Annotated in this window: 17 protein-coding genes and 1 pseudogene; 9 read left to right on the forward strand and 9 right to left on the reverse strand. The window is 71.3% G+C overall.

Features of this window, described 5'->3' with window-relative positions; genetic code table 11:
• Positions 1-28 precede the first annotated feature (28 nt).
• From AB0G35_RS15710 to AB0G35_RS15735, 6 genes and pseudogenes are all read left to right on the forward strand, one after another.
• Positions 29-1,879, forward strand: a complete 1,851-nt coding sequence (locus tag AB0G35_RS15710) for a beta-galactosidase (protein ID WP_360948817.1) — start codon at positions 29-31, stop codon at positions 1,877-1,879.
• Positions 1,880-1,986: 107 nt separating this feature from the next.
• Positions 1,987-3,321 carry an erythromycin esterase family protein gene (locus tag AB0G35_RS15715; protein WP_360948819.1) on the forward strand — a complete coding sequence of 445 codons (1,335 nt, stop codon included), beginning with the start codon at positions 1,987-1,989 and terminating at the stop codon, positions 3,319-3,321.
• A 425-nt stretch (positions 3,322-3,746) separates the two neighbouring features.
• Positions 3,747-5,357 carry a PKD domain-containing protein gene (locus AB0G35_RS15720; RefSeq protein WP_360948951.1) on the forward strand — a complete coding sequence of 537 codons (1,611 nt, stop codon included), beginning with the start codon at positions 3,747-3,749 and terminating at the stop codon, positions 5,355-5,357.
• A 97-nt stretch (positions 5,358-5,454) separates the two neighbouring features.
• Positions 5,455-5,694: pseudogene (locus tag AB0G35_RS15725) on the forward strand (hypothetical protein); the annotation flags it as partial.
• A 190-nt stretch (positions 5,695-5,884) separates the two neighbouring features.
• On the forward strand, positions 5,885-7,414 hold the full coding sequence (locus AB0G35_RS15730) for an alpha/beta hydrolase (protein WP_360948821.1): 1,530 nt from the start codon (positions 5,885-5,887) through the stop codon (positions 7,412-7,414).
• Positions 7,415-7,637: 223 nt separating this feature from the next.
• A complete protein-coding gene (locus AB0G35_RS15735) occupies positions 7,638-8,138 on the forward strand; it encodes a hypothetical protein (RefSeq protein ID WP_360948823.1) in 501 nt (166 codons plus the stop codon).
• 146 nt (positions 8,139-8,284) lie between these two features.
• On the opposite strand, the gene AB0G35_RS15740 is transcribed toward AB0G35_RS15735, so the two are convergent.
• A complete protein-coding gene (locus AB0G35_RS15740; protein WP_360948825.1) occupies positions 8,285-8,728 on the reverse strand; it encodes a hypothetical protein in 444 nt (147 codons plus the stop codon).
• Between the two features lie 310 nt (positions 8,729-9,038).
• Between AB0G35_RS15740 and AB0G35_RS15745 the strand changes: the two genes are divergently transcribed.
• On the forward strand, positions 9,039-9,485 hold the full coding sequence (locus AB0G35_RS15745; RefSeq protein ID WP_360948827.1) for a hypothetical protein: 447 nt from the start codon (positions 9,039-9,041) through the stop codon (positions 9,483-9,485).
• Here AB0G35_RS15745 and AB0G35_RS15750 read toward each other — a convergent pair.
• The 4 genes from AB0G35_RS15750 to AB0G35_RS15765 form a co-directional block, all read right to left on the reverse strand.
• Entirely contained in the window at positions 9,457-10,995 is a 1,539-nt protein-coding gene (locus AB0G35_RS15750) for a HAMP domain-containing sensor histidine kinase (RefSeq protein WP_360948829.1), read from the reverse strand. The genes AB0G35_RS15745 and AB0G35_RS15750 overlap by 29 nt on opposite strands.
• Positions 10,992-11,702: a response regulator transcription factor gene (locus tag AB0G35_RS15755; protein ID WP_360948831.1), complete on the reverse strand. Its 711-nt coding sequence runs from the start codon at positions 11,700-11,702 to the stop codon at positions 10,992-10,994. The genes AB0G35_RS15750 and AB0G35_RS15755 overlap by 4 nt, the downstream gene beginning before the upstream one ends.
• 246 nt (positions 11,703-11,948) lie before the next feature.
• Positions 11,949-12,755, reverse strand: coding sequence for a methyltransferase domain-containing protein (locus tag AB0G35_RS15760; RefSeq protein ID WP_360948833.1), 807 nt, complete (start codon positions 12,753-12,755; stop codon positions 11,949-11,951).
• 73 nt (positions 12,756-12,828) lie between these two features.
• Positions 12,829-13,827 carry an ornithine cyclodeaminase family protein gene (locus AB0G35_RS15765; protein ID WP_360948835.1) on the reverse strand — a complete coding sequence of 333 codons (999 nt, stop codon included), beginning with the start codon at positions 13,825-13,827 and terminating at the stop codon, positions 12,829-12,831.
• A 289-nt stretch (positions 13,828-14,116) separates the two neighbouring features.
• On the opposite strand from AB0G35_RS15765, the gene polX reads away from it, so the two are divergent.
• Positions 14,117-15,850: a DNA polymerase/3'-5' exonuclease PolX gene (gene polX / locus AB0G35_RS15770; RefSeq protein ID WP_360948837.1), complete on the forward strand. Its 1,734-nt coding sequence runs from the start codon at positions 14,117-14,119 to the stop codon at positions 15,848-15,850.
• Here the strand turns inward: polX and leuA are convergent.
• From leuA to AB0G35_RS15785, 3 genes are all read right to left on the reverse strand, one after another.
• Positions 15,789-17,528 (reverse strand): 2-isopropylmalate synthase, encoded by a 1,740-nt coding sequence (leuA, locus tag AB0G35_RS15775; protein WP_360948839.1) that lies wholly within the window; start codon positions 17,526-17,528, stop codon positions 15,789-15,791. The genes polX and leuA overlap by 62 nt on opposite strands.
• Positions 17,529-17,589: 61 nt before the next feature.
• A complete protein-coding gene (locus AB0G35_RS15780; RefSeq protein WP_360948841.1) occupies positions 17,590-19,527 on the reverse strand; it encodes a radical SAM protein in 1,938 nt (645 codons plus the stop codon).
• Positions 19,528-19,805: 278 nt separating this feature from the next.
• The gene (locus AB0G35_RS15785) at positions 19,806-21,002 is read right to left on the reverse strand and encodes an aminotransferase class I/II-fold pyridoxal phosphate-dependent enzyme (protein WP_360948843.1); all 1,197 of its coding nucleotides are present in this window, start codon (positions 21,000-21,002) and stop codon (positions 19,806-19,808) included.
• A 355-nt stretch (positions 21,003-21,357) separates the two neighbouring features.
• Here AB0G35_RS15785 and AB0G35_RS15790 point away from each other — a divergent pair, with 355 nt between their 5' ends.
• Positions 21,358-23,832, forward strand: coding sequence for an amino acid adenylation domain-containing protein (locus tag AB0G35_RS15790; RefSeq protein ID WP_360948845.1), 2,475 nt, complete (start codon positions 21,358-21,360; stop codon positions 23,830-23,832).
• 17 nt (positions 23,833-23,849) lie between these two features.
• On the opposite strand, the gene AB0G35_RS15795 is transcribed toward AB0G35_RS15790, so the two are convergent.
• Entirely contained in the window at positions 23,850-25,064 is a 1,215-nt protein-coding gene (locus AB0G35_RS15795) for a cytochrome P450 (protein ID WP_360948847.1), read from the reverse strand.
• Positions 25,065-25,124: the final 60 nt, after the last annotated feature.

The raw sequence follows: 25,124 nt of genomic DNA on the forward strand, positions 1-25,124 counted from the left end.
ACGATCGGTCGAGTCGAGGAGAACAGACATGACGCAGTTCAGCCGACGGAGTTTTCTGAGCACGGCCATGGCGGGCACCGCGGCCATGGGGATCGCCCTGAGCGGTAGCCGTACCACCCTCGCGCAGGCCGAGAGCCCGCGGGGACTGACCATCCGCGGGAAGGAGTTCCTGCTCGACGGCAAGCCGTTCCGGATCCTCTCGGGCGCCTTCCACTACTTCAGGACGCACCCCAAGGACTGGCGCGACCGGTTGCTCCGGATGCGGGCCATGGGCCTGAACACGGTGGAGACCTACGTCGCCTGGAACTTCCACCAACCGTACGAGCGGAAGGCCGACTTCACCGGATGGCGCGATGTCGCCGCCTTCGTGCGCACCGCGGACGACGTGGGGCTGAAGGTGATCGTGCGACCGGGTCCCTACATCTGCGCGGAATGGGACTTCGGCGGCCTGCCCGCCTGGCTCCTCAAGAAGAAGGACGCGCCCTTGCGCCGTTCCGACCCCGCCTACGAGCGAGCGGTGGACACCTGGTTCGCGGAACTGCTGCCCCGGTTCGTCGGCCTGCAGGCCACGCGCGGCGGTCCCGTCATCGCCATGCAGGTCGAGAACGAGTACGGCAGCTACGGCGACGACCACGCGCACCTGGCACATCTGCGGGACACCATGCGGGCGCAGGGCATCGACAGCCTGCTGTTCTGTTCCAACGGCGCCACCCAGGACGCGCTGAAGGCCGGCAGCCTTCCCGATCTCCTCTCCACCGTCAACTTCGCCGGGGACCCCACCGGCCCCTTCGCGGAACTGCGCGCGTTCCAGCCCGACAAGCCCCTTTTCTGCACGGAGTTCTGGGACGGCTGGTTCGACCACTGGGGAGAGCGGCACCACACCTCCGACCCCGCCCGGACCGCCGCCGACGTGGAGAAGATCCTGGAAGCCGGAGCGTCGATCAATTTCTACATGGCGGTGGGCGGGTCCAACTTCGGCTGGTACGCGGGTGCCAATCTGAGCGGCAGCGCCTACAAACCCACGGTCACCAGCTACGACTACGACGCACCGATCAGCGAATCCGGCGAACTCACCGAGAAGTTCCACAAGGTGCGCGATGTGCTCGCCAAATACACCACGCTGCCGAACACACCCCTACCGGCCACACCACGCCGGATGCCGGCCCAGACGGTCGCCGTCCGTGAGTCGGTGCCGCTGCTGGACGTCCTCGACGCGCTGAGCACTCGGGTGCGGCGCGCCACCCCCGTCCATATGGAGGCCCTCGGACAGCCGCACGGACTGATCCACTACCGCACTCGACTGCACGGGCCGCAGGGCACCAAAAGCCTGCGGATCACGGGGCTGGGCGACCGTGCGCTGGTGTTCTGCGACGGCAAGCGGATCGGCACCCTCGACCGCAACCAGCCGCTCCACACCGTCGACGTCACGGTGACCGGCGCATCCTCCACCCTCGACCTGCTGGTGGACCCCACCGGGCGGGTCAACTTCGGCCAGGGCCTCAACGACCCCAAGGGAATCAGCGGCGAGGTACTCCTCGGCGGGCAAGAACTGCGCGACTGGGAGATCCGCCGACTGCCCCTGGACAGCCTCTCGGCCCTGAAATTCGGCAGCGAAGACGCCCCGACCGGCCCCGCGTTCCACCGGGCCCGGATCCCTGTCGACTCCCCCGCGGACGGCTTCCTGGCTTTTCCGGGCTGGGACAAGGGCATGGTCTGGCTCAACGGGTTCCCGCTCGGCCGGTACTGGTCCCTCGGACCGCAGGTCACCCTGTACGCGCCCGGTCACCTGTGGCGGAAGGGTCGCAACGAGCTCGTCGTGCTGGAGATGGAGCGGAGGGGAGACCGGATCGACCTGCGGTCCGAGCCCGACATCGGTTAGGCATCGGTAGCGCGGATCTCGTGGTACGGGTCGGCCCGGGGAGCCGGCCGCGCACCGGCACGGCAGCAACGAGGCAGCCTGCACAGCCGGTTGTTAGGGTCGCGCGCATGAGCCTGTCGCCACCACTCCCCCTCGCCGAGTGGACCGTCCGCAACGCCGCCCGCCTCGCCGCCGACCCCAACGCCCCGCTCGATGACGTGGAGCCGCTGGGTCGCCTCGTCGGCGAGGCCCGGGTGGTCGCACTGGGCGAAAACTCCCACCAGGTACGCGAGTTCGGGACGCTGCGCGACCGGATGGTGCGCTTCCTCGTCGGGGAATGCGGCTTCACCGTGTACGCCGCGGAGTTCGGGGCCGCCTCCGGCCGTGCCGTCGACGCCTGGATACGGGGCGGCGAAGGCGACCTCGACGCGCTGCTGACGCCCCGCGCCGACGGGTATCCGGGGCAGTCCGCCGAGGGCCGCGACACTCTCCGGTGGCTGCGCGCCCGCAACGCCACCGCGCCGCATCCGGTCCGCTTCGCCGGGCTCGACGTCCCCGCGGCCGGCGGCTCCCTGGCCCCCGCGCTGGAGCCGGTCGCCGGATATCTGGCCGATGTCGACCCCGGCGCGGTGCGCTACGTCCGTACCGCCCTGGAGCTGGCGGAACCGCTTGCCGGCGGCTCGGGCCTGGTCCCTGCGCACGCCCGCCTCAGCCTCGACCCCGCGGTCCAGGACCGGCTCTCCGCCGCACTCGGCCGACTCCTCAACCGCGTCACGGTCATGCGCGAGATCTACACCGAGCACCGCGGCCGCCAGGCGTACGAGGACGCCCTCGCGGACGTCTGGGCGGCCTGGCGCCTCGACCAGATGCAACGCGCGATGTCCGAACTGCTCGGCGGCGCACCGGACGCTGCCGACCTCGCCGCCCGCGACCGCTACCTGGCCGACAGCCTGCTGGGACTCCTCGACCGGTCCGCACCGGGCACCCGCATCGTGATCGCCGCGCACAACGCCCACATCCAGCGCACCGCCAACCCCGCAGGCAGCCCGCTCGCCCGCACGCCCATGGGCCACGCCCTGGCCCGGGAACTCGGGGCCGACTACGTGTCCATGGCGCTCACCAGCGGCGGCGGCCGGACCGTGGCGAACGTACCCGACCCGGCGCACCCGGCCGGGATGCGCCAGTCCGCAACCGACGCGCCCCCGGCGACGCCCGACAGCGTGGAGGCGCTGTTCGCCGGCGTGCCGGAAGCGCCGGCTCTGGTGGACACCCGCGCGCTGCGCGCCCACGCCCGGCAGCATGACCTGCCCGAGCCGTCGTCCATCCGGATGGACGACGGCTTCCTCCCCGTGCCGGCCCTGGACGCCTACGACGCGGTGCTCAGCGTGCCGCGCACCACGCTCACCGCAGACCTCGCCGCGCCGGACGTCGCACCGGATCCGGCCGAGGGGCACCTGCCGTAACGGCGTCACTCCATCACCGCCGCGACGGCCGTAACTGCAGGTAAGTGATCAGTCTCACTCGGTACAGGGCGTCGCACGCGGTCCAGGCCGATCCCGCAACTGCCATGATCCCTACCGATGCGGATGTCAGTTGACTCCGCATGCGCCCAAATGACGGCACGGACAGGGGTGTTGACGTGAGATTGGCGTGGTCATGGTCGCCGTCGCGGTGGGCTGCGGGGAGGCGATCGGGGACAGGCAGCACCGGCGCAGGCTCCGTGCCGAGCGGACCAGGAGCGGCCCGTCGCTCGTCGGCGGCGAGGCGTTGGGCGGCCTTCGGCTCGGCCGCCGTACTCCTGAGCCAGCTCGTCGGCGGGTTTCCCGCTGCCGCACAGACCAGAGCCGCCTTGCCGGGATCGGCGTTCCCTCTCGTCCTCGACGTGGACATGACGCCGAATCCGGTGTGCCACGGCCCCGTCCGCGGCCGGGTGCAGATCTACGACCCCGCCGCGGCGAAGGCCAAAACCACCGTGGAGTGGCGGGTACGCGCCGGTGAGCGGCGACTGGCCGGCGGGCGCCTCGACATGTCCGCCGGCAACGTCGGCACCGCCACGTTCACCCTCCCGTTCGACCGGGTGCCCTCGACCGAGACCCCGGTGCAGGTCGACGCCCGCATCGCCGCCTCGTCCGACGGCGAGGCGCCCGGCCGCTTCGGCAAGGTCTGGCGGGACACGCTGCGCCGCGGGTGCCATCCGGTGCGGGTGGCGTCCGTCGGTGACTCGGTGGTGTGGGGCCAGGGACTGGACCACGACCAGAAGTTCTCCTACCTGACGGGCCGGGCGCTCGGTCGTGAGACCGGCCGAGGCTTCCAGCTCAAGGACTATGCGATCTCCGGTGCGGTGCTCGACGCCGCCGATCTGCCCGCGGGCAACAACGACGCGGCCTGCCTGCGCACGACGGAGAAGCAGGATCCGGACGGCGACGGGGAGATGGAGTTCGGTGAGGTCACCCAGCAAATGCCGGATGTGTTCTGCCAGTTGGAGAAGGCGGGCGCGCAGGCACGGTCGGGCGGCTACGGCCTCGATCTGGTCGTGATCAACGGGTGCATCAACGACCTCGATCCCTTCTTCGGCATCGGCGTCGGCATCACTCCCGGCTCGGAGAACGTGCCCGAGGCGGTGAAGCGCGAATGCTCCGGCGTCGGTGCGGCAGCGGAGAACCCGGCCAAGGACGTGCCCTACTTCAGCGGCGCGAAGGTCGGCTACGGCGGACGCGGGATGCAGGCGGCCATCGAGAAGGCCCACTCCCTGCCGGGCCGGCCCAAGGTGCTGGTGGCCGACTTCTACTACGCGCTCAGCCGCAGCAGCTCTCCGGTCCCGGTGAGGACCTGTTCTGCCCCCGGAGTGGCCGGTGCGCGGCTGACCTCCTGCAAGGCGGCCCTCGGCAGGGTTGCCGAGCGCTACGAGCAGTACACACAACTCGCCAATGCCGCCTACCACCAGGCAGCGGCCGCCGCCAACAAGACGTCCACGGACGGTCCGTACGCGGTCGCAGCCGACGGACTGTTCACCGTGGACAACGCCCTCCTCACGCCGGACTCCAAGGTCTGGAACACTCCGGTGACCGACCCGGCGTTCCCGCTGCGCACACGGGCCTGCCCCGAGCTGAGCGCGACTCCCCTGCAATGCCTGAGCGCGGCCGTCGGCCACCCCGACATCGAGGGCGCCCGCCAGTACGCCGATGCCTTCCTCCTCAACCCGCGCCTCCGCCAGTGGTTCCGCCTCCCCCAGCAGGGCCCCCAGGCACGACTGAACGTCCCGCAGCACGCGCATGTCGGCAGCGAGGTGCGCATGTCGGTGGCACTGCCCGGAAAGCCACCCGCCGCCGGCTACCGCTACCACTGGTACTTCGGCGACGGCACCCAGCAGGAAACCAACGAGCCGGCCGTCACCCACGCCTACGACCACACGGGCCCCTGGCTGCCGCGACTCGTGATGACGGGTCCGGGCGGAGGGAAGGTCCTGGTCGAGGCCACCCGAGGGGTCACGGCGTACTGAGCCGTCATGGAGACCGGGAGGTGCCGGCCGCGATCGCGTTCGTGGCCACGTCGGGCCGACGGGGGTCGCTGGTCGCGCAGGACGTCCCCATCGGACGCTGGACCTGTCCCGGGCGGTCATCGAGCATCCGGTCGTCGACATCGAGCTGCAACTCGGCACCGGCGGGGCCAGGATCACGGTACCTCGCGACGCGATGGTTGACGTCGAGGGTCTGCGCACCGGGTGGAAGGACCTGTGCCACAAGCCCCCGCGGCGTTCCCGCCCTGGCGGGCCGAGGATCCGCATCTCTGGGGACGTGGCACTCGGACGGTTGAAGATCCGCCACGCGCGGCGTTGAAGCTCGGCCCGGCACGTTAGGCCCTGGTGCGGGTGGTGCTGGTACCACCCCCAGGACGGATGCTGGGGGGATCGAGCGGTTGGGGTGCCCGGCGGAAGGATTGCTCCCGCAGAGGTAAGGACACGTCCGGGAGGGTTCGATGGCGGGGTTGTGGGTTTCGGGGAGGGCGTCGCGGAGGCGGCGGTGGGGCGTGTGCGCAGTGGCGGGGGTGGGCGCGGCGGTCGTTGCCGCGACGGTGCTCCCGGCGGCAGGGGCGCAGGCCGGCCCGGCGGGGACGCGGGTGCCCGCACGGTACGCGCAGCAGCGGTTGGACTGGCAGCCCTGCGAGCGCGGTTCGTCGCTGGAGTGCGCGAACATGACGGTGCCACGTGACTGGCACCGCCCGGATGCCGGTGCGGACCTCACCGTGGCGGTCTCCCGGCACCGTGCGAGCAGCCCCGCCGGGCGGCGCGGGGTGCTGATGATGGCCGCGGGCGGACCGGGTGCCTCGGGGCTGAACCGGCCGGCGGGCTTCGTCCAGGACGAACCCGCGGTGGGCGCCGCGTATGACGTGGTCAGCTTCGACCAGCGTGGCGTCGGCCGCAGCACGCGCCCGGTGTGCCAGACGGACGAGGAGTTCCGGGAGTTCTTCGCACACGACTTCCGGGACCGCTCCCCCGCCGCCGTTCAGGGTGTGCTGGCGCGGTCGCGCAAGCTGGTGCGGGACTGCCAGGCGCGCAGCGGCGGGCTGCTGCCGTATCTGACCACCGAACAGACCGTTCGTGACATGGACCTGTTCCGGTCGCTGCTCGGCGCGCGGAAGATCTCCTACTACGGGCCCTCCTACGCCACGATGCTCGGCGCCTACTACGCGACGTTGTTTCCGCGGCGCGTCGAACGGGCCGTGCTGGACAGCAATGTGGGCTGGGCGGGCTCGTGGGAGGAGTTCGAGACGGGACAGCCGAAGAGCTTCCAGCGCCGCTTCGAGCAGGACTTCCTGCCCTGGCTGGCGAAGAACGACGCCGTCTACCACTACGGCCGGACGGCCCGGCAGGCCGAGGCCAGGTGGGAGGCGCGCCGGCGGGCACTGGCGGAGCACCCGGTGACCGTCGGCCCGGTCGTCATCGGCCCGAACCAGCTGGACAACGGCACGATCCAGGCGGTCTACAACGCCAAGGAAGGCTTCCCGGCGCTGGCGGCGGCGCTCGTCGCGCTCGACCGCGGGGACGGCGCGGGGGCACCGGAGCGGCAGCTCATGGGAAAGGTCTTCGGCTCGTATCTCAGCCCGGCCTTCCTGGCCGAGTACTTCTCGGTCACCTGCAACGACACCGCCTGGAACCGCGATGTCGGCTACTGGATCAAGCGGAGCGCGAAGGATGCAGCGGCCCAACCGCTCGTCGGTGCCCGCGAGTTGGCCTTCTCGTCGGTGTGCGCGTACTGGCCCACCACGACCGCGCCGAAGGTGAAGGTCACCGGGGCCGGGCTGCCGACGACACTGATGCTCAACTCGGTGCACGACCCCGCGACCTACTACGAGGCCGCCCTCCGGGACCACCGGGCCCTGCGCGGCTCCCGCCTGGTCACCGTCACCGGCGGCGGTGACCACGGGCAGTACCGCAACGGCAACGCGTGCGTGGACGGCATCGTCACCAGGTACCTGCTGACCGGCGAGGCACCGAAGCACGATACGGCCTGTGCGGCCGGGCCGCTGCCCGTGCCCGCCGGGGCGAGCGCGAAGTAGCCCGGGGCCCCGTCCGGCCCCGCAGCCACGGAGCTCCCGGCCGGATTCCGCCCGCGAGGCCGCCGCGACGTTCCCGGCGCGGTCTGCGTTTACCATGTTCCGGTCAAAAGATCAGAGCGGGGGAACGGGGGAGTGCAGATGGCTTGCTTCGCCTTGTCGGCGGCCGATGCACCGTCACAGCCGTTCGGTGCTCGTCTCGAAGCCACCACTGCAAAAGGACGTCATGCGTTTCCATCGAATGCTTGCCACGGTCGGCACCGTCGTCGCCCTGGCATCGGTTTCCGCTTGTAGCAGCCTGCCCTCGGGAGGGTCGCCCCAGGGGACCGCGGAACTCCTCAGGACAACGCTGCACTGCGAGAAGGTCGACATCGCCACCCCTCCGGAGGTGGCGCGGGTCGAGGCCATGGGCATGAAGGGCATCAACGGCGGCGGCGAGTGCGACGACCCGGCGGTCGGCGGCGGTGACGCCGACTTCCTCACCATCGAGGACATGGAGGCGTTCCAGACCGCCGTCAAGGGGGACAAGGACGAACAGGACGACCTGATGATCGGGGACGACTTCGCCGTCGACCCCGGCAGCGACGACCAACGGCGGAAGCTGCTCGAAGCCGGGCTGCTGTTCCTCAACTGCACCCCCGGCTTCCAGGCGCCCGAGGGCAAGAACTCCGACGACGGTGAGGTGGACGGCTGCACCACCACCGACTACTCGGACGACCTCGACTGACCCGGCCGATCGGCGGCCGATCAGCGACTGATCGGCGACTGATCGGCGACTGATCAGCTGACGGATCCACGCGGCTCCCGACCGCGTGGATCCGTTGCCTTACTGCGGGTCCTCGACCGCGTCGGTGCCGGCCTCGGAACGTCGCCTTACGAGGCGGTGCCCGCCTTGTCACCGTCCTTCTTCGCGCACCAGGCCGCGACGGCCTTGAGGTCGGTGCGCTCGCGGGTGAGGGTGGGCTTGAGATCCTTGCGGTGGGTCAGCCGGTCCTGGAGGAAGGTGGCGACCTCGTCGTGGTGCTTGGCGCGGGCGTTCTTCACCCGCTGCTCCAGGCGCGCGATCGAACCGCGGGTGTGCGCATCGCCGTTGAGTCGGTCGAGCGCCTTGTCGAGGTGCCGCTCCATCTTGGGCACTCGGTGGCAGATGCCCTTGCCGTGGTGCGGGGCGGTTGCCGAGGGCTCGGAGGACGACGGGCTGTCGGAGTCCGCCGCGTTCGCCGACACTGCCCCGCTCAGCAGATAACCGGTGAGCGCGAGTGCGGACAGGCCTCCTGCCAGGGCGGTCCTGCGACGGGCGAACTTGGGACGCTGCATGGTGATGCTCCCTCCAGGAACAAACGGGTTTCTTGGATGCCGTCGCTGAACGTAGGGGCGTTTTTTGTGGGGACCTTGTGATCCGCTGCCTGCTGCCTGGTGCCTGCTGCCCGCTGCCTCGTGCCTGGTGCCTGGTGCGTTCTCCGTGCCCCCACAGGGACGGGGACGCCGCGGGCACAGGGAATCCACAAGGATCGTCCTTACGCTGCGGGCCAGTTGAGCATCAGCGACGGTGGACCTGGGCGTCACGGACGGTCATGTGCACCCCGCCTCGAACCCGGGAGAGACAGTGGACTGCAATGGTTTCCGCATGCCGGACGAGCCCTCCCCCACGGGCTCGACCGCCCTCCTCACCGCCCTCGGCCCCCGTGACGTGCGGCTGCCCCTGAGCGGCTGGCTGTTCCGCGTCGCCCGGGGTTCAGAGGGGCGTCCGGCGTTGGAGGTGCACAGTGGGGCCGGACTGATCGATGTGTCCGTCGTCAGCACGCTCTCCGTCTCCCCGCTCCGGGGCGGCCGGTACGGCGGCCGGGCGGGGACCAACTGGACGCTGGCATGGGGGCAGTTGCCACCCGGCGCCGATGTCGTCGAGGCCTGGTTCCGGGGCTGGCGGCGCGGTCGGTGCGTCCAGGCGCTTACGGTGGCCGATGCCTTCTGGGTTGCCGAGGTGGGGGGCCGGTTCCGGTCGGTGGGGTGCTCCGCGGGGACGTTCCGGGCGACCGGCCGGGTGGTCAAGGAGTCCCGGCCACGTGCGGGGTGAGCGGATCAGTCCCGGCCGGTACTTCGCTCAACCAGGCGCGCCCCATGGGAAGTGGGAGGGTGGGGAGGTCGGTCGCCGGGTCGCCGGTGCGGGGCAGGCAGACCTCGAAGCGGACGCCGGTCGCCGTGGGGTCGCCGGTCCCCGTCGGTCGGTCCAGGACGCGTACGGTGCCGCGGTGCAGGGCGATCTGTTGGGCCACGAGGGTCAGCCCGAGCCCGGAACCGGGGCTGTCGGCGCGCCGGTGGAAGCGCTGGAAGACCTGGTGACGCTCCTCGGGCGCGATACCCGGTCCGGCGTCGTCCACGGTGAGCACGGCCACCGGGTCCGCCGTCCGGCCTCCCGGCCGTAGCTCCACCTCGATGCCCGCCGGCCGGCCTGCCCGGCTTCCGTGCACCACCGCGTTGCGGAGCAGGTTGTCGACCGCCATCCGCAGGCCCGGCTCCCAGGCGCTCAGGACCAGTCCGGGCGTGAGCCGGAGGGTCAGCCGGACGCCGGGGTGGTGCCGTTCCACCTCGGCCACCGCCGCGGCAACCAGCTCGGAGAGGTCCACCACCCCGAAGGCATCGGCCTCCACCAAATCACCCTGCGCCAGCGCCCGCAGTGCGAACAGGGTGTCCATCAGCCGCTGCTGTCCGGAGCGCAGATCGTCCAGGACTTCGGCGCGGTCGGCCGGATCGAGGTCGGGGTGGTCGGTGAGCACGTCCAGGTTGGTCTGCATGCCCGTCAACGGCGTCCGCAGTTCATGGGACGCGGTCGCGGCGAAGGCCCGCGCGGTCGCCAGTGCCTCCTGGGTCCGCGCCGCCTGCTCGTCGTACCGGGACAGCACGGTCTGCAGGGTGCGCGCCAGGTCGTCCACCTCGGTGATCCGCGACGGGGTGTGGTCCAGGCGGGCCGCGCTGGTGCCGGGGTCCAGGCCGCCGGCCCGGCGCTGCAGCCGGTGCAGCGGGCGGGTGGCGCGCTCGGCGATGGCCCAGGAGAGCAGTCCGGCCAGCGGGGCGGCGATCAGCGCCACCACCAGGACGCGGCGCTGTACGGCGGCGACCTCGGCGGTCCCGGACGCTCCGCGGGAGAACACCCAGAGCGTTCCGTGCGGGCCCTTCCGGGGGTTCGGGCCGCCCACCTCCACCGACAGCGCCCGCCAGGCGTGGCCGCGGGCCCGGACGGTCACCGGATCGGGTGCGGCGGCCGGCAATGACACGGTGACGGCCGGCCGGGGCCCGGCCTCCGCCGACGACCCGCCTCCGGGCGTGACGAGACGTACCCCGACATCGAGGGCCGCATCGAGCAACTGCCGCTCCCTGTTTGCCGCCTTCCGCGGCTGTCCGCTGTCCTCGGTCCGCAGCAGCCCCCTGGCCATCGGCAGCAGCACCGCGGCCCGCTCCCGCAGATGGGCGTCCTGCTCGGCGTGCACATCGCGGGCGACCAGGCGCAGCAGCAGCGCCCCCGAGCCCAGCACCAACAGGGGCATGGCGAGGCCCATGACCAGGGCGATCCGGGTGGTGAGCCTCATCGTGCGGTGTCCGTTCCGGATGCCCGCAGGACGAAGCCGACTCCGCGGACCGTGTGGACGAGGCGTGGTCGGCCCCCGGCCTCCGTCTTGCGCCGGAGGTAGCTGACGAACGTGTCGACGGCGTCGGTGCGCACGTCGAAGTCGTAGCCCCAGACCCGGTCCAGGAGCTGGTCGCGGGTGAGGACGACGCCCGCGTTGCGGGCGAGGACCTCCAGCAGCTCGAACTCCCGCCGGGTGAGCCCGACCGCCACTCCCCCGTACGTCACCTCGCGCGCGGCCGTGTCGAGGACCAGGTCACCGACGCGTACGACGTCCCTGCCCGCGGACGGGCGGCGGCGGAGCAGGGCCTGCAGCCGCAGGACCAGTTCCTTCAGTGCGAAGGGTTTGACCAGGTAGTCATCGGCCCCGGCCTGGAGTCCCGCGACCCGGTCCGCCAACTCGTCCAGTGCGGACAGCATCAGCACCGGCACCTCGTCCCCGTTGGCCCGCAGCGTCCTGCACACCTCGATGCCGCTGATGCCCGGCAGGGACACATCGAGGACGACCACGTCCGGCGGTGTCTCCGCCAGCTCCGCGAGAGCGGTCGGACCGTCCTCGGCGAGCGCGACGGCGAAGCCGTTCAGCCGGAGGCCGCGCGCCAGGGACCTCAGGATCATCGCGTCGTCGTCGACGACCAGGACTCGGTCGAGGCGCTTGGCCGCGCACATGCAAGGCTCCACTCTCGTCTCGTCGGGCGGCTCGGCTCATCCGCTCGCCCCGCAATTGCCGCAGCACCATCGGCCGTCCGGCCCCTGGACCACCGCGCCACCGCATCGTGTGCAGTTCACTGTCCACGCCGTTCCGGTTCCCCGCCCCACCCGTCGGCGGCATCCGTGCACGGTAGCCGCACTGCGAAGGGAGAAGGTAAGCGGAAAATTTGTGGGTTTCCTGTGGACCGGCCGCCCGGGGCGGATTCAGGCGCCGTCCTGGAAGGGCCGGCGACCCCAGGCCGAGATCATCGGGGAGGTGGCGAGATCGAGCCGGCCCGCGGCGATGTTGGCGAGGTGCCGCTCGATCTCCTCGTCCGTGGCGAGGCCCGCGGCGGTGAGCTTGTCGCGCACCTGGTGGACGGTGGCCGCCTCAAGGACGTCGCACGCGGGCGAGGTGAGGGGGAAGTAGGCGTCGGCCTCGACATCGATCAGGCCGGCCTCGCGGAGCAGTCGCGGCAGCTTGCGTCCGTAGGCGAGGTCGGCACCGCGCTGCTGCAGGAGTTGTCGGAAGCCGCGGCGCAGCCGGTTGGCGAGCTCCTGTGCGGGGCCGTACTCGTCAGGGCAGATCAGGGGCTGCAGCGCGGGATCGGCGTCCTCGATCAGCAGCCACCCGCCGGGGCGCAGTGCCTGGATCATGGAGCGCAGCGCGGCAGCACGGTCGGGGACGTGGACGAGCACGAGACGAGCGTGGATCAGGTCGAAGGGTCCGGCCGGGGGTTCGTCGCGGGCGACGTCGTGGCGGAGCACCTCGACGCGTTCGGCGGCGGTTCCGGTCCAGGAGACGTCGATGTCGGTGGCCAGTACGCGGCCGCGGGGCCCGACGCGCTCGGCGAGCCACGCGGAGACGGTCGGCCCACCGGCGCCGACCTCCCAGCACCGCCAGCCCTCGTCGATCCCGACCGTCTCGAAGTGCCGGAACGTCGAGGCGTCGAAAAGGGCCGACAGCGCGTCGAAGCGTGCGCCCGCCTCGACCTGGCGGTTGTCGAGAAGGTAGCCCTTGTCCTGGTCCATGCGCCGAGCATGGCACAAACGAACTGTTGCGCGGTTGTGGGGCGGGGCAGCGCGCGTGCATCTCGGGCCGCGGCTACTGCCCCCGGTCCAGGTCGATATGCGTGCCGACGGACCGTTCCCGGGCGGCCGCGACGACCAGGGCCGCCGCCGCGGCGTCCTGGACGGCCACGCCGACGGACTTGTAGAGCGTGATCTGGTCGGGCGCGGTGCGGCCGGGCCGGCTTCCGCCGAGGAGTTCGCCGAGTTCGGCGTGCACGTGGTCTGCGGTGATGACGCCGTCGCGGATCGGGTGGAGCAGGTCGTTGCTGCCGGCGGGGAACGGTGCCAGGGCCGCCTGCCGGGATTCGACGCAGATCAGGGCCTCGGCGATGGTGGCGTCATCGACCTCGCGGCCGGCGGGGTTGAAGCCCACCGAGGTCACATGCACGCCCGGGGTCAGCCAGGGGCGGCGGACGACGGGGTCGACGGCGTGGGTGGTGGCCGCGGCGATGTCCGCACCGTGGAGGGCCTGGGCGTAGGTGGCCACCGCCTCGGCGGGGATGCCGAGTTCGGCGGACAGTTCGGCGGCGAGGGCGGTGGCGTTGACCGGGTTGCGGCCGGCCACCCGGATGCGGCGGATCGGGCGGACCCGGCACATCGCCCGGGCGTGGGAGCGGGCCTGGGCGCCGGTGCCCAATACGGCGAGCACCGATGCGTCCTCGCGAGCGAGCAGCCGCGCCGACAGCGCCGAGCAGGCGGCGGTCCGCGCGGCGGTGATCGCCGTGCCGTCCAGCAGGGCCGTGGGCTCACCGGTGCCGGGGTCGAAGACGACGACGAGTGCCTGGTGGGTCGGCAACGGCGTACCGGCGTTCTGCGGGAAGACGGAGACGAGTTTGCTGGTCAGCGCCCCGGCGGAGGGCACGTAGCCGGGCATGGCGGCGACGAAGCCCGCCCGCTCGGGCACCCTCGCCGCCACCCGGTCCGGCGCGGCGGCCCGCCCGGCACTGAGGTCGACCATCGCCGAGGCCAGCGCATCGATCAGCGCCTCCATGTCGAGCAGCCTCTCCACCTCCGAGCGCCCCACCACCAGCATCCGGTTCGACCTCCGCTCACGACGTATGACCGTGTATCACCAGGTACGGCCGGCACGGGACCGGGCCGAGGAGTCCGACCGTAGCGCCGGCCGTGGGAAGGGTGCCGCACGCCCGGCGCTTTCGGGTGCCGACTCGCGCGTCGCGGTGCGGGCCGGCCAGGGGTGCCCGCCCGGCATGCCGGCGTGCGACGGTCGCTGTGCGGCGACGCGGGGGACGGTCGGTGACGGCCGTGCGCGGACGGTGACGGCCGGGCGTGCCGAGGCGCGGAGACGGGCGCACCCTGGAGGTATGGTCCGCGCCAATGAGGAGGTCGAGGCGCTGCTGCAGGAGTACGCCGACCTCATCGCGATCAGTGGTGGCGACGCCTTCAAGGCCCGTGCCTACGAGAAGGCCGCCCGCGCCGTCGGCGGTTACCCCGTCGACGTCACCCGGCTCGATGCACCGGGACTGCGGGAGATCCCGCACGTCGGTGCCTCGATCGCCGAGAAGATCGTCGAGTATCTGCGGTCCGGGCGGGTGGCCACCATCGAGGAGACCCGGGCGTCGGTCCCCGCCGGTGTCCGGGAGCTGATCAGCATCCCCACCCTGGGCCCGCGGAAGGCGATGGTCCTCTACGAGGTGCTGGGCATCACCTCCGTGGACCAGCTGCTCGACGCCGTCCATGAGGAGCGGCTGCGGGAGCTGAAGGGGTTCGGGGAGAAGACCGAGGAGAACATCCTGCACGGCATCTCGCTGATGCAGAAGGCCGGGGAGGGCCGGATCCTGCTGGGTGCCGCCATGGAGCTGGCGGAGCAGATCGTCGCCGAGCTGTCGGGGATCCGTGGATGCAAACGGTGCACGTACGCGGGGTCGTTGCGGCGGATGAGGGAGACGATCGGGGACATCGACATCCTGGTGGCGGCGGAGCGGTCCGCGCCGTTCATGGCGGCGCTCGCCGAGCTCCCGTACACCGCCGAGGTCATCGCGCACGGGGAGAAGAAGACGTCCATCCGCACCACCAAGGGGCTGCAGGTGGACCTGCGGGTGCTGCCGCCGGTCTCCTGGGGCGCGGGGCTGCAGTACTTCACCGGGTCGAAGGCGCACAACATCCGCACCCGGGCGATCGCGGTGCGCCACAAGCTCAAGCTGTCCGAGTACGGGCTGTTCCACGCCAAGAGCGGCGAGATGATCACCTCGGAGACGGAGGAGGGGATCTACGAACGACTGGGGCTGCCGTGGATTCCGCCGACGCTGCGGGAGGACCGCGGCGAGGTCGCGGCCGGGCTGCGGGGAGAACTGCCCGACCTCGTCACCGAGCACGACATCCGGGGCGATCTGCACACCCATACCGACCTCACCGACGGGCTCTCCTCCCTGGACGACATGGTCGCCGCGGCCGCCGAGCGCGGTTACGCCTATTACGCCGTCACCGACCACGCCCCGAACCTCTACATGCAGCGCATGACCGACGAGAAGATGCTCGCGCAGCGGGAGGAGGTGCGCGCGCTGGACCGCCGGTACCGCGGCATGCGGCTGCTGCACGGCACCGAGCTCAACATCGGCCCGGAGGGCGAGGTCGACTGGCCGGACGCATTCCTGGCGGGCTTCGACCTCTGTGTGGCCTCCATCCACTCGCACTTCAACCAGAGCCGGCAGGCCCTCACCCGGCGCCTGATCCGCGCCTGTGAGAATCCGTACGTGGCTGTCATCGGTCACCCCACGACGCGCCGGATCGGTAAACGCCCGGGAATCGACGCCGATTTCGACGCGGTTTTCGCGGCCTGCGCCAGGACGGGCACCGCACTGGAGATCAATGCCCATCCCGAGCGCCTCGACCTCTGCGACGAGGACATCCTGCGCGCCAAGCGCCACGGTGTGAAATTCGCGGTGAATTCGGATGCGCACTCCACCACGCATCTGCCCTATCTGCGGTACGGCGTGGGCACGGCGCAGCGCGGCTGGCTCACCAAGGACGACGTCATCAACACCTGGCCGTTGACGAAGCTCCGGCGCTTTCTGCGGAAAGGCGGTTCACCGCGCTGAGGACGGCTTGCAGGACGGCGGTGGTGGTATCGGGGGCGATCGCGGCGCCCCAGGCGGAGCGCTGGTGGTGGTCGAGGCGGGCGTAGGCGGCGCACCGCGGGGCTTGGTCGCCGTCCGGGGGAAGGGGGTGCCGGGTGAGCTCTCCGAGAGAGAGCGCGGTGGGGTCGAGGGCTTCGGAGGGCGGGAGGGTGGTGAGGCCGTGCAGGAGTGCGTCGGCGAGTTCCGTACCGGAGCCGTGCAGCGTCAGTGGGTCGTCGGTGCCGGTCAGCAGGGTGCAGGTGAGCGACCGGGTGGCGCCGTCGTCGGAGCTCCGCGCGGTGTGGTCGAGGAGCCTGAGTGGTCGGGTGGCGTCCAGGTAGGTGCGGCGGAATGCCGACCAGACTTCGTCGGCGGACAGCTCCCCCTCGGTTCCGTCGGTGTGCTCCTGGATGATCCGGGCGAATTCCGCCTGCAGCGGGCGCGGCAGGTCCAGGTGGAATGCGGTTTTCAGCAGGTACGCCGAACCCGCCTTTCCGGACTGGGAATTGACCCGGATCACCGCTTCGTAGTCCCGGCCGATGTCCTTGGGGTCGATCGGGAGGTACGGCACGGCCCAGGGCAGTCGGGCGAGGGGGGTGCCGGTGGTGCGGGCCCGGTGTTCCAGGGCCTCGAAACCCTTTTTGATGGCGTCCTGGTGGGAGCCCGAGAAAGCGGTGTGGACGAGTTCGCCGCCGTACGGGTGGCGGGGGTGGACCGGCAGCCGGTTGCAGTATTCGACGGTGGCGGCGACCTCGGCGAGGTCCGAGTAGTCGATCATCGGGTCGACGCCCTGGGTGAAGAGGTTGAGCCCGAGGGTGACCAGATCGACGTTGCCGGTGCGCTCGCCGTTGCCGAAGAGGCAGCCCTCGATGCGTTCCGCTCCGGCCATACAGGCGAGTTCGGCGGCGGCGACGGCGGTGCCGCGGTCGTTGTGCGGGTGGATGGAGAGGACGAGGGAGTCCCGCCGGTCGAGGTGCCGGTGCATCCATTCGATCTGGTCGGCGTAGACGTTCGGGGTCGACATCTCGACGGTGGCGGGGAGGTTGAGGATCATGGTGTGATCCGGGCTCGGGTCCCATACGTCGGTGACCGCGTTGCTGATCTCCAGTGCGAAGTCCAGTTCGGTGCCGGTGAAGGACTCCGGTGTGTATTCGTAACGGATGCCCGGGATTCCGAGGTCCTCGGTGAGCTTCTTGCACAGCCGGGTGCTGCGCACCGCCAGGTCCTTGATCTGGGCGCGGTCCATCCCGAAGACCACCTCCCGCTGCAAACAGGAGGTGGAGTTGTACAGGTGGGCTATCGCGTGGCGGGCGCCGGCCAGGGAGGCGAAGGTGCGGTGGATGAGTTCCTCGCGGGCCGGCATGATGACCTGGATCGCGACGTCGTCGGGTATCAGGTCCTCTTCGATGAGCAGCCGGATGAAGTCGAAGTCGGTCTTGCTGGCCGCCGGGAAGCCGACCTCGATCTCCTTGAATCCCATCCGGACCTGGAGTTCGAAGAGTTTCCGCTTGCGGGCGAGGTCCATGGGGACGGCGAGCGCCTGGTTTCCGTCCCGCAGGTCCACCGCGCACCATTGCGGGGCCCGGGTGAGGGACGCGGCCGGCCAGGTCCGGTCCGGGAGGTCGACCCGGGGGTAGGCGGTGTATCTCTCGGTGCGCATGCCGGAGGGCTGTTGCCGGGGCTGACCGGGGGCAGGGAGGGAAGCGGGCATCAGGTTCTCCTCATTCCGAGCCGGCCTCGACGGGGACCGGTGCCGCGTCGTTGCGGGCCCCGCCCCAGCGGTGCCGGGTCTCGTGGTGGATGTGCCAGATGTCGTCCTCGGTCAGCAGGACGGAGACGACGTCGGGGAAGGCTTCCTCGAAATAGATGTAGGGCTTTCGGTTGTCGATGCGCGGGGAGTGGTAGTCGAGCCGGTCCTGCATGCCGTGGGCCCGGGTGACGGGTGTCGCGGGGTGGTAGGTGAGGATGTTCGGGCTGGCGAGGTCGATCAGCTTGTCGTCGATGAGCCGGCCGACCTCGTGGATGGTCTCGTCGATGCTCGACCGGGTTTCCCCGTCCAGGCCGAAGAGGACGGAGGTGCCCAGTTGCAGACCGTGCGCCTTGACCAGTGCGGCGGCCTCTCTGACCTTTTCCCGCCAGGGTTTGCGCTCGTCCCGGCGGAGGTTCTTGTGGATATGGGTCATGACCTGCGTCGACATGCTTTCGATGCCGATGTAGACGTAAGTGCAGCCGGCTTCCTTCATCTTCCGCAGGATGGCGTCGGATTCCTCTGCGGAATGGAGGGCGACGAGGGTGTCGACGGTCAGCTGTGCGCCCCATTGGAGTCCGTGCAGCCGCTCGATGTCGTCCTCGTGGGTGAGGAATCGTCGATACCGTGCGTCGAGTTCCATGGGCGGGGTGTGACGTATCCGGCTGAGTTCCTCGCAGAAATCGCCGATGTCGCGGTAGCGGCCGCTCCAGAAGACCGAGTCGTCGAAGAAGAGCGATTCGGCGCCGTAGCCGACGTATTCGCAGACCCGCTGGGCCGCCGTGCCGACCGCATCCTCCTTGAAGCGTTTCAGGCCGTTGCTCAACTGTGCTGATTCGGAGCAGAAATTGCACCGGTAGGGACAGGCGTTGGAGACCATGAAGTGGGCGGTGCGCAGCACTTCGCCGCTTTCCGGACGGGTGAAGATGGGGAAGCGGGAGCGGATGGCGAAGGCCTCGTACGGCGACGGGAGGGTGGCGAGGTCGAGCGGCCCGCCGCGCAGGGGCACCGCGTCGAGGGCATCCGCCGCGGCAAGGACGACGAGGGAGCTGCCGGCCCCGGGCCCCTCCTCGGCGAGCAGCCCCTGCAGACACGGCAGCACCTGCTCGCGGTCGGCCCAGCGCCGGTCGAGGTCGGTGGCCAGCGCGACGGCCCGCATCAGCAGGTCCACGGCGTGGTAGGCCTCGCCGCTGATCACCGCGTCGACCACCCGGGGCACCTTCCCCTCCTGCATGACGGCCAGCGGGCTGCTGGGTTTGAGCAGCAGCGCCTGGCCGTCGGGGGTGGCCGTGGTGGTCTCGTCGACGTGCCGGCCACCGAGGATCACGAAGGTCTCCGGGACCTCGCGCTTGGCCAGTTCCGCGATCTGCAGCGCGTAGCGGTGGGCGGGTGACACGGCGCTGATGAGGACGACCCGGGGACGGACCTCGCGCAGCAGCCGCACCCAGAGGGCGCGGGCCGTGTCGTCCCACACCCTGGGGTCGAACACGGTCCGGTCGGTGTTCGGGGCCGTCCCGTAGGCCCGGAATCCGTCGTCGCCGGCGGAGAGCCGGTACTTCTTGGACGGGAAGCGGGTCCACTCCGGTGCGAGATCGGTGTAGTGCCCGGCGTCCGCCAGCGGGCCGGCGTCGGCCACCGCCCGGTGCACCGCGAGGCTCAGCGCCGTGTAGAGGCACATCGGGTCGCCCGGGTAGGTGATTTCGCCCTCGGACTGGGTCATGACCGGTGCCAGTACGGACAGCACCGGGAAATAGCGGGTTTCCGCCCGGCCTTCGGCCATATCCTCGGCCAGGCGTTTCCTGCGGGTTCGCCGTCGTTCCCGGAAGGTGTCGGGGTCGGTCATCTCCCCCGCCCGGTGCAGTCGTACGGTGCCGTTCCCGGAATACACCTTTTCCATGGCGTGCGTGGCCATCAGCCCTCCGGATTTCCGAATTCTTCCGGGGTCTCGGCCCGGAGCGCGGACATCGGTGACGCAAGGGATCCGGTGGGACGCCACAAAACGATCGGGTGGCATTCTTGTGATGGTGGCCGGGACGTTCTCCGCATGCGCGCTTGAACTCCCGGGAAAGTCCCCCGACTTTGTCCCCCGTGATCTTTCCGAACTCTACTAGCCCTGGCCCGGCGCGCGTCAACGACAAAGAAAAACTGTCCACATTGTCGTTTTCGGCCTGGGCGCCCCGGCCCGGTGTTTCATTCCCTCCGGTGCCGGCGCAGCGCGGCGTCCATGCGTTCCAGGGTCTCTTCGAGGATCTGTGGTGAGGTGCCGAAATTCAGTCGGACGAAGCCCTCACCGTCGGTTCCGAAGGCCGGCCCGGAGAAGAGCAGGACCTTGGCCCGGTCGCGGAAGAACGGCATCGGGTCGGCGCCGAGCCCGAGTTGCCGGCAGTCGAGCCAGGCCAGGAAGGTGGCCTCCGGGGTGCGGCAGCGGATCCCATGGGGCAGTCGTTCGGCCAGCCGCCGGCGGTTGCGGTCCAGGACGGCCATGACGTCGTCCAGCCAGTCGTCGCCCGCCGTCCAGGCTGCCTTCAGCGCCTCGACCGCGAGCACCCCCACCTGGCCGAAGAGCAGCCCGCGCCGGGCGTCGACGGCTTCGCGGACGGCCCGCGGCCCGATGTGGGCCAGGGCGCAGCGGATCCCGGCGAGGTTGAACGCCTTGCTGCCCGAGGTCAGGGTGACGGTGCGGGCGGCGATCTCCGGGCCGAGCGAGGCGAAGGGGATGTGCCGGTGCGGGGCGTGGGTCAGGTCCGCGTGCACCTCGTCGGAGATCACCAGCAGATCGCGCCGGAGCACGAGCTCGGCCAGCGCCTCCAGTTCGTCCCGGCGGAAGACCCGGCCGGTGGGGTTGTGCGGGTTCACCAGGAAGAGCACCCGGCAGCGCCCCGATTCCCCGTCCGCGGCGGCATGTTCCATGCGTGCCTGGTCGAACTCCCAGCCGTTCGGGCCCTCTTCGACGGGCACGGTCAGCGGCCGGCGGCCGATCTTCTCGATGACGTCGACGAACGGCGGACAGGCCGGGGTGTGCAGCAGAACGGCGTCGCCCGGGTCGGTGGCGACCTGCAGCGTTGCCAGCATCGCCTGGTTGATGTCGGTGAACATCCGGGCGTGGGCGGGTTCGGGCCGGTGGCCGTACCTGCGGTGCATCCGCGCGGCGAACACCTCCCCGAGCGGGCCGCCGTGGCTCTCGTCGAACCACGTCGGGTAGCCCAGATCGCCGTCCGCGCGGCGGATCAGTGCCTCCCGGACGGCGGGTGCTACAGGGAAGTCCATGTCGGCGACCCAGGAGGACAGCATGCCCTCGCCGGCGGTGGCCCATTTCTCGCCGTCCCGTTGCGCGAGGTGGCGCAGCTCGACGGCGTCGAGCGCGGCCGGCGAAATCTCGGTGCTCATACGGCTCTTCCCCCTGCGGTCGGATGACACGGCGCCGTGCGGCCGGTCGGTTGCCGCGCGGCAGGGAGACGGCGACGGATTTCCCCGAGTACGTATCGTCGAGGCCCCCTTGGGGAGTACATGATTATGCAGCAGGCGCGGGGCGGGGAGTGTGACGCCCGCCACATTGTGGCGGTCAGCATGGCCGGTTAATGTCGCCAACAGCCGGGCGCGCAGCCCGGATTGGCCACTGAGCGGGACATTTCCCGGACTCGGAGGTTCCCGACCCGGCATCGGTGCGCAGCTGCGCCCCACCGATTGCCCGCCGCCGAAATTCCCCTGCGAAGTCGAGAAACTCCGAGACAGGAGACGGTCATTGTCCTCCCATGCCGCCCAACTCCCCGCGGACCGGCCCCGTGGCGTCATTGCACCGGCGTGTACGGCAGTGGTGCGCCAGGAGATTCCCGGGCTGTACGACGACGCGGTCGGCGCGCTGGCCGCCTCGTGTGCCACCACTCCGGAGAACGTGCTCCTCGCCGGATTCGCCGCCTTGGTGTACCGCTATTCCGGGCAGAACCAGGTCGAGTTCCGGGTCGGCCGGGAGGGCGGCAAGGAGGCGTTGCTGCGCTTCTCCGTCACCGGCGCGAGCACGCTGCGCGGGCTGGCGGGTGAGGCCGGTGCGGTGGCGCACCCCGGAACGGACCCGGCCGGCATCGGCGTACGCATCGGCCCGGCCCCGGCCGAGGGCGATCCCCGGCCGTACGAGGCCGAACTCGCCCTGCCGGCCGCGGATGCCGGGTCACGGTGGGCCGCCCTGCACTTCGACGACCGGCTCTTCGCCCCGGCGACGGCGCAGCGGATGCTCAGCCACTACGGGCGTCTGCTGAGCGACGGCGTGCGGCACCCGGACCGGCCGCTGGAACGGCTCACCCTGCTCACCGAGGCCGAGCAGCGCCGCGTCCTGCTGGAGTGGAACGACACCGCCGTGGCGCTGCCCCACGCGGGCGCCTGTCTGCACGAGGTGTTCGAGGAGCGGACCCGGCAGGCGCCCGAGGCCGTCGCCGTGGTCCAGGGGACGACCCGGCGGACGTTCCGGGAGATCAATGCCGCGGCCAACCGGCTGGCCCGCCACCTGCGGGACCTGGGCGTCGGCCCGGACGACCGCGTCGGGCTCTATCTCGACCACTCCCCCGATCTGCTCGTGGCCATGCTCGGGGTGCTCAAGGCCGGCGGGGCCTATGTGCCGCTGGACCCCGGGTACCCCCGGGCCAGGGTGACCACCATGGTCTCCGGCGCGTCGTGCGTGGCCCTGGTCAGCCGGACCGCGCTCGCCGACGCCCTGGGCGACGGCGAACGCCCCGTGGTGCGGGGTCACCTGGTCCTGCTGGACCGGGACGGGGCGGCGCTGGCCGACCTGCCGGCGGACGACCTTGCGCCCGCGGCCGGCCCGGACAACCTCTGCTACGTGATCCACACCTCGGGCTCCACGGGACGGCCCAAGCCGATCGCGCTGCGCCACCGGGGCGTGCTCAACAACATCGCGGACCTCAACACCCGCTTCGGCGTGGGACCGGGTGACAGTGTGCTGGGGCTGTCCTCGCCGAGCTTCGACATGTCGGTCTACGAGTTCCTCGGCATGACCGCGGCCGGCGGCACCCTCGTGCTCCCGGACCCGGGCCGCGGCCGGGAGCCCGCGCACTGGGCCGAACTCGCCGCGGACCACGGCGTCACGGTCTGGAACACCGCCCCGGCCCTGCTGGAGCTGGTCCTCGACCACCTCGACGCGACCGCCGCCGACGGCCCCCCGCCGCTGGGCTCACTGCGGCTGATCATGCTCGCCGGGGACTGGATCCCCGTGAAGATGCCGGACCGCGCACGAAAGTCCGCGCCGGACACCCGGTTCGTCTCCCTCGGCGGGGCCACCGAGGCCTCGATCTATTCGACGCTCTACGAGGTCGAGGCCACCGACCCCGGCTGGACCAGCATTCCGTACGGCCGGCCGATGGCGAATCAGCGGACCTACGTCCTGGACGAGGCGCTGCAGCCCGTTCCGCCGGGCGTGACCGGTGAGTTGTACCTGGCGGGCGACGGCCTGGCAGTGGGCTATCTGGACCTGCCCGATCTCACCGCGGAGCGGTTCCTGGACTGGTCGTACGGCCCGGTGTCCGGCGAGCGGCTGTACCGCACCGGTGACCTGGCGCGGTGCGACGCCGACGGGCTGATCGAGCTGCTCGGCCGGACCGACCTCCAGGTCAAGATCCACGGGCTGCGGGTGGAGCTGACCGAGATCGAGTCCGTGCTGCGGGACCATCCCCGGGTCAAGGAAGCGGCGGTGGCGGCGCAGCCCGACGCCACCGGCGCCCCGGTCCTGGTCGGCTACGTCGTCCCGCGTGAGGGCGAGGTCCTCGCCCCGGACGAGGTCCGCGACCGGCTGGCGGCCCGGCTGCCGGCCCATATGGTGCCCGGAACGGTCCTGGTGCTGCCCGCCATGCCGCTGAGCCCGAACGGCAAGCTGGACCGCAAGGCACTGCCGGCGGCCCCGTCACCGCACGACGGGCGCCCGGGCGGCACCGTGCCGGAAGGCGCCGCCCCGCGCGGCCCGTGGGAGGAGCGGATCGCCGCGGCCTGGTGCGAGGTACTGGGGATCGAGGCGGTCGGGCGGGACGACGACTTCTTCGGGCTGGGCGGCGACTCGATGAAGGCCCTGCGCAGCATGACGCAGGTCCCCGAACTCACCCTGGTGGACCTCTACCGGCATCCGACGCTGCGGCTCCTGGCCGCGCACCTTGAGGCCACGGCCGGTGCGCCCGGGGCCGCTGAGCGGTCACCCGGGCCGGACGCCGCGGAGTAGCGAGGAGCCCCTCGGGGTCAGCCGGCGGCGGTGCAGCGCACCGGCAGCCGGCTGACCCCGGTCAGGAAGCTGGACCGGACCCGTTCGACCGGGCCGGACAGCTCCAGTTCGCCCACCTGGTTGCGCAACTCCTCCAGCATGACCCGGAGTTCGACCCTGGCCAGCGGGCCGCCGAGGCAGAAGTGCGGGCCGTGGCCGAGGGTGAGGTGCCGGTTGGGGGTGCGGGCGAGGTCGAAGCGGTAGGGGTCGGGGAAGACGTCCTCGTCGCGGTTGGCGGAGGTGTTCCAGAGGGTGACGATGTCGCCCGCCCTGATGTCGCAGCCGCGCAGCGTGAGGTCCGTAATGGCGGTCCGTCCGAGGTGCGTGACCGGTGTGGTCCAGCGCAGTACCTCCTCGACGGCGGAGTCGAGCAGGCCCTCGTCCCGGCGCAGGCGCTGCCACTGTTCGGGGTGCTCGGCCAGGGCCAGGACGGCGCCGGCGGAGGACAGCCGGGTGGTCTCGTCGCCGCCGATGATGATGTTGTAGCAGTTCAGCAGTACTTCGGCGTCGCTCAGCGGTGTGCCGCCGGCCTCGCCGTTCGCCAGCAGGCTGACCACGTCCTCCCCCGGGAACTCCCGCCGGCCGGGCAGCAGTCCGGCGTAGTACAGGAGGATGTCCTCCTGCGCGTCGGCCGCGGCCTCGGCGGCCTCCGGGGTGCCGTCGTCGCCCATCGCCGCCATCGTCAGGTCGAGCATCAGGGTGCGGTCGGCGGGCGGTACGTCGAGCAGTTCGCAGATGGCCATCAGCGGGATCTGCGCGGCGACATCGGCCACGAAATCGCCGCCGCCGGCATCGACGACGGCCGCCACCAGGCCCTTCGTGGCCGCCTGGACGCCGTCGGCGATCTGCGCCATGGCCCGGGCGGAGAACGCGCCCTGCAGCACCTTGCGCACCGCGGAGTGCCGCGGCGGGTCGGTGACCACCAGCATCCGGCCGCCGGCCGAGTCGCCGCCGGTGAGCAGGGTGCCGAGCATATTGCCCTGTTCGGAGCTGAGCCGGGCGGTGTCGCGGTAGACCGCGGCGATGTCCTGGTAGCGGGTGATCACCCAGAAGCCGGGGCGGTCGCCGTCGGCCTCGCACCAGGCGACCGGGTGGGCGTCGCGCAGGGTGCGCCAGACGTCGCAGGCGTCGGGGTCCGGGTGGACCGCCGGGTCGATGAGGTCGAACGGGATGGTGTGGCGCGGTGCGGTCATGCGGGTTCCCCGTCCGGGTCGCTGGTCACATGGGCTCCTGTTGGGCTGGTGGGCGGCTCG

The sequence above is a fragment of the Streptomyces sp. NPDC021749 genome, assembly GCF_040640655.1.
Classification (GTDB): Bacteria; Actinomycetota; Actinomycetes; order Streptomycetales; family Streptomycetaceae; genus Streptomyces.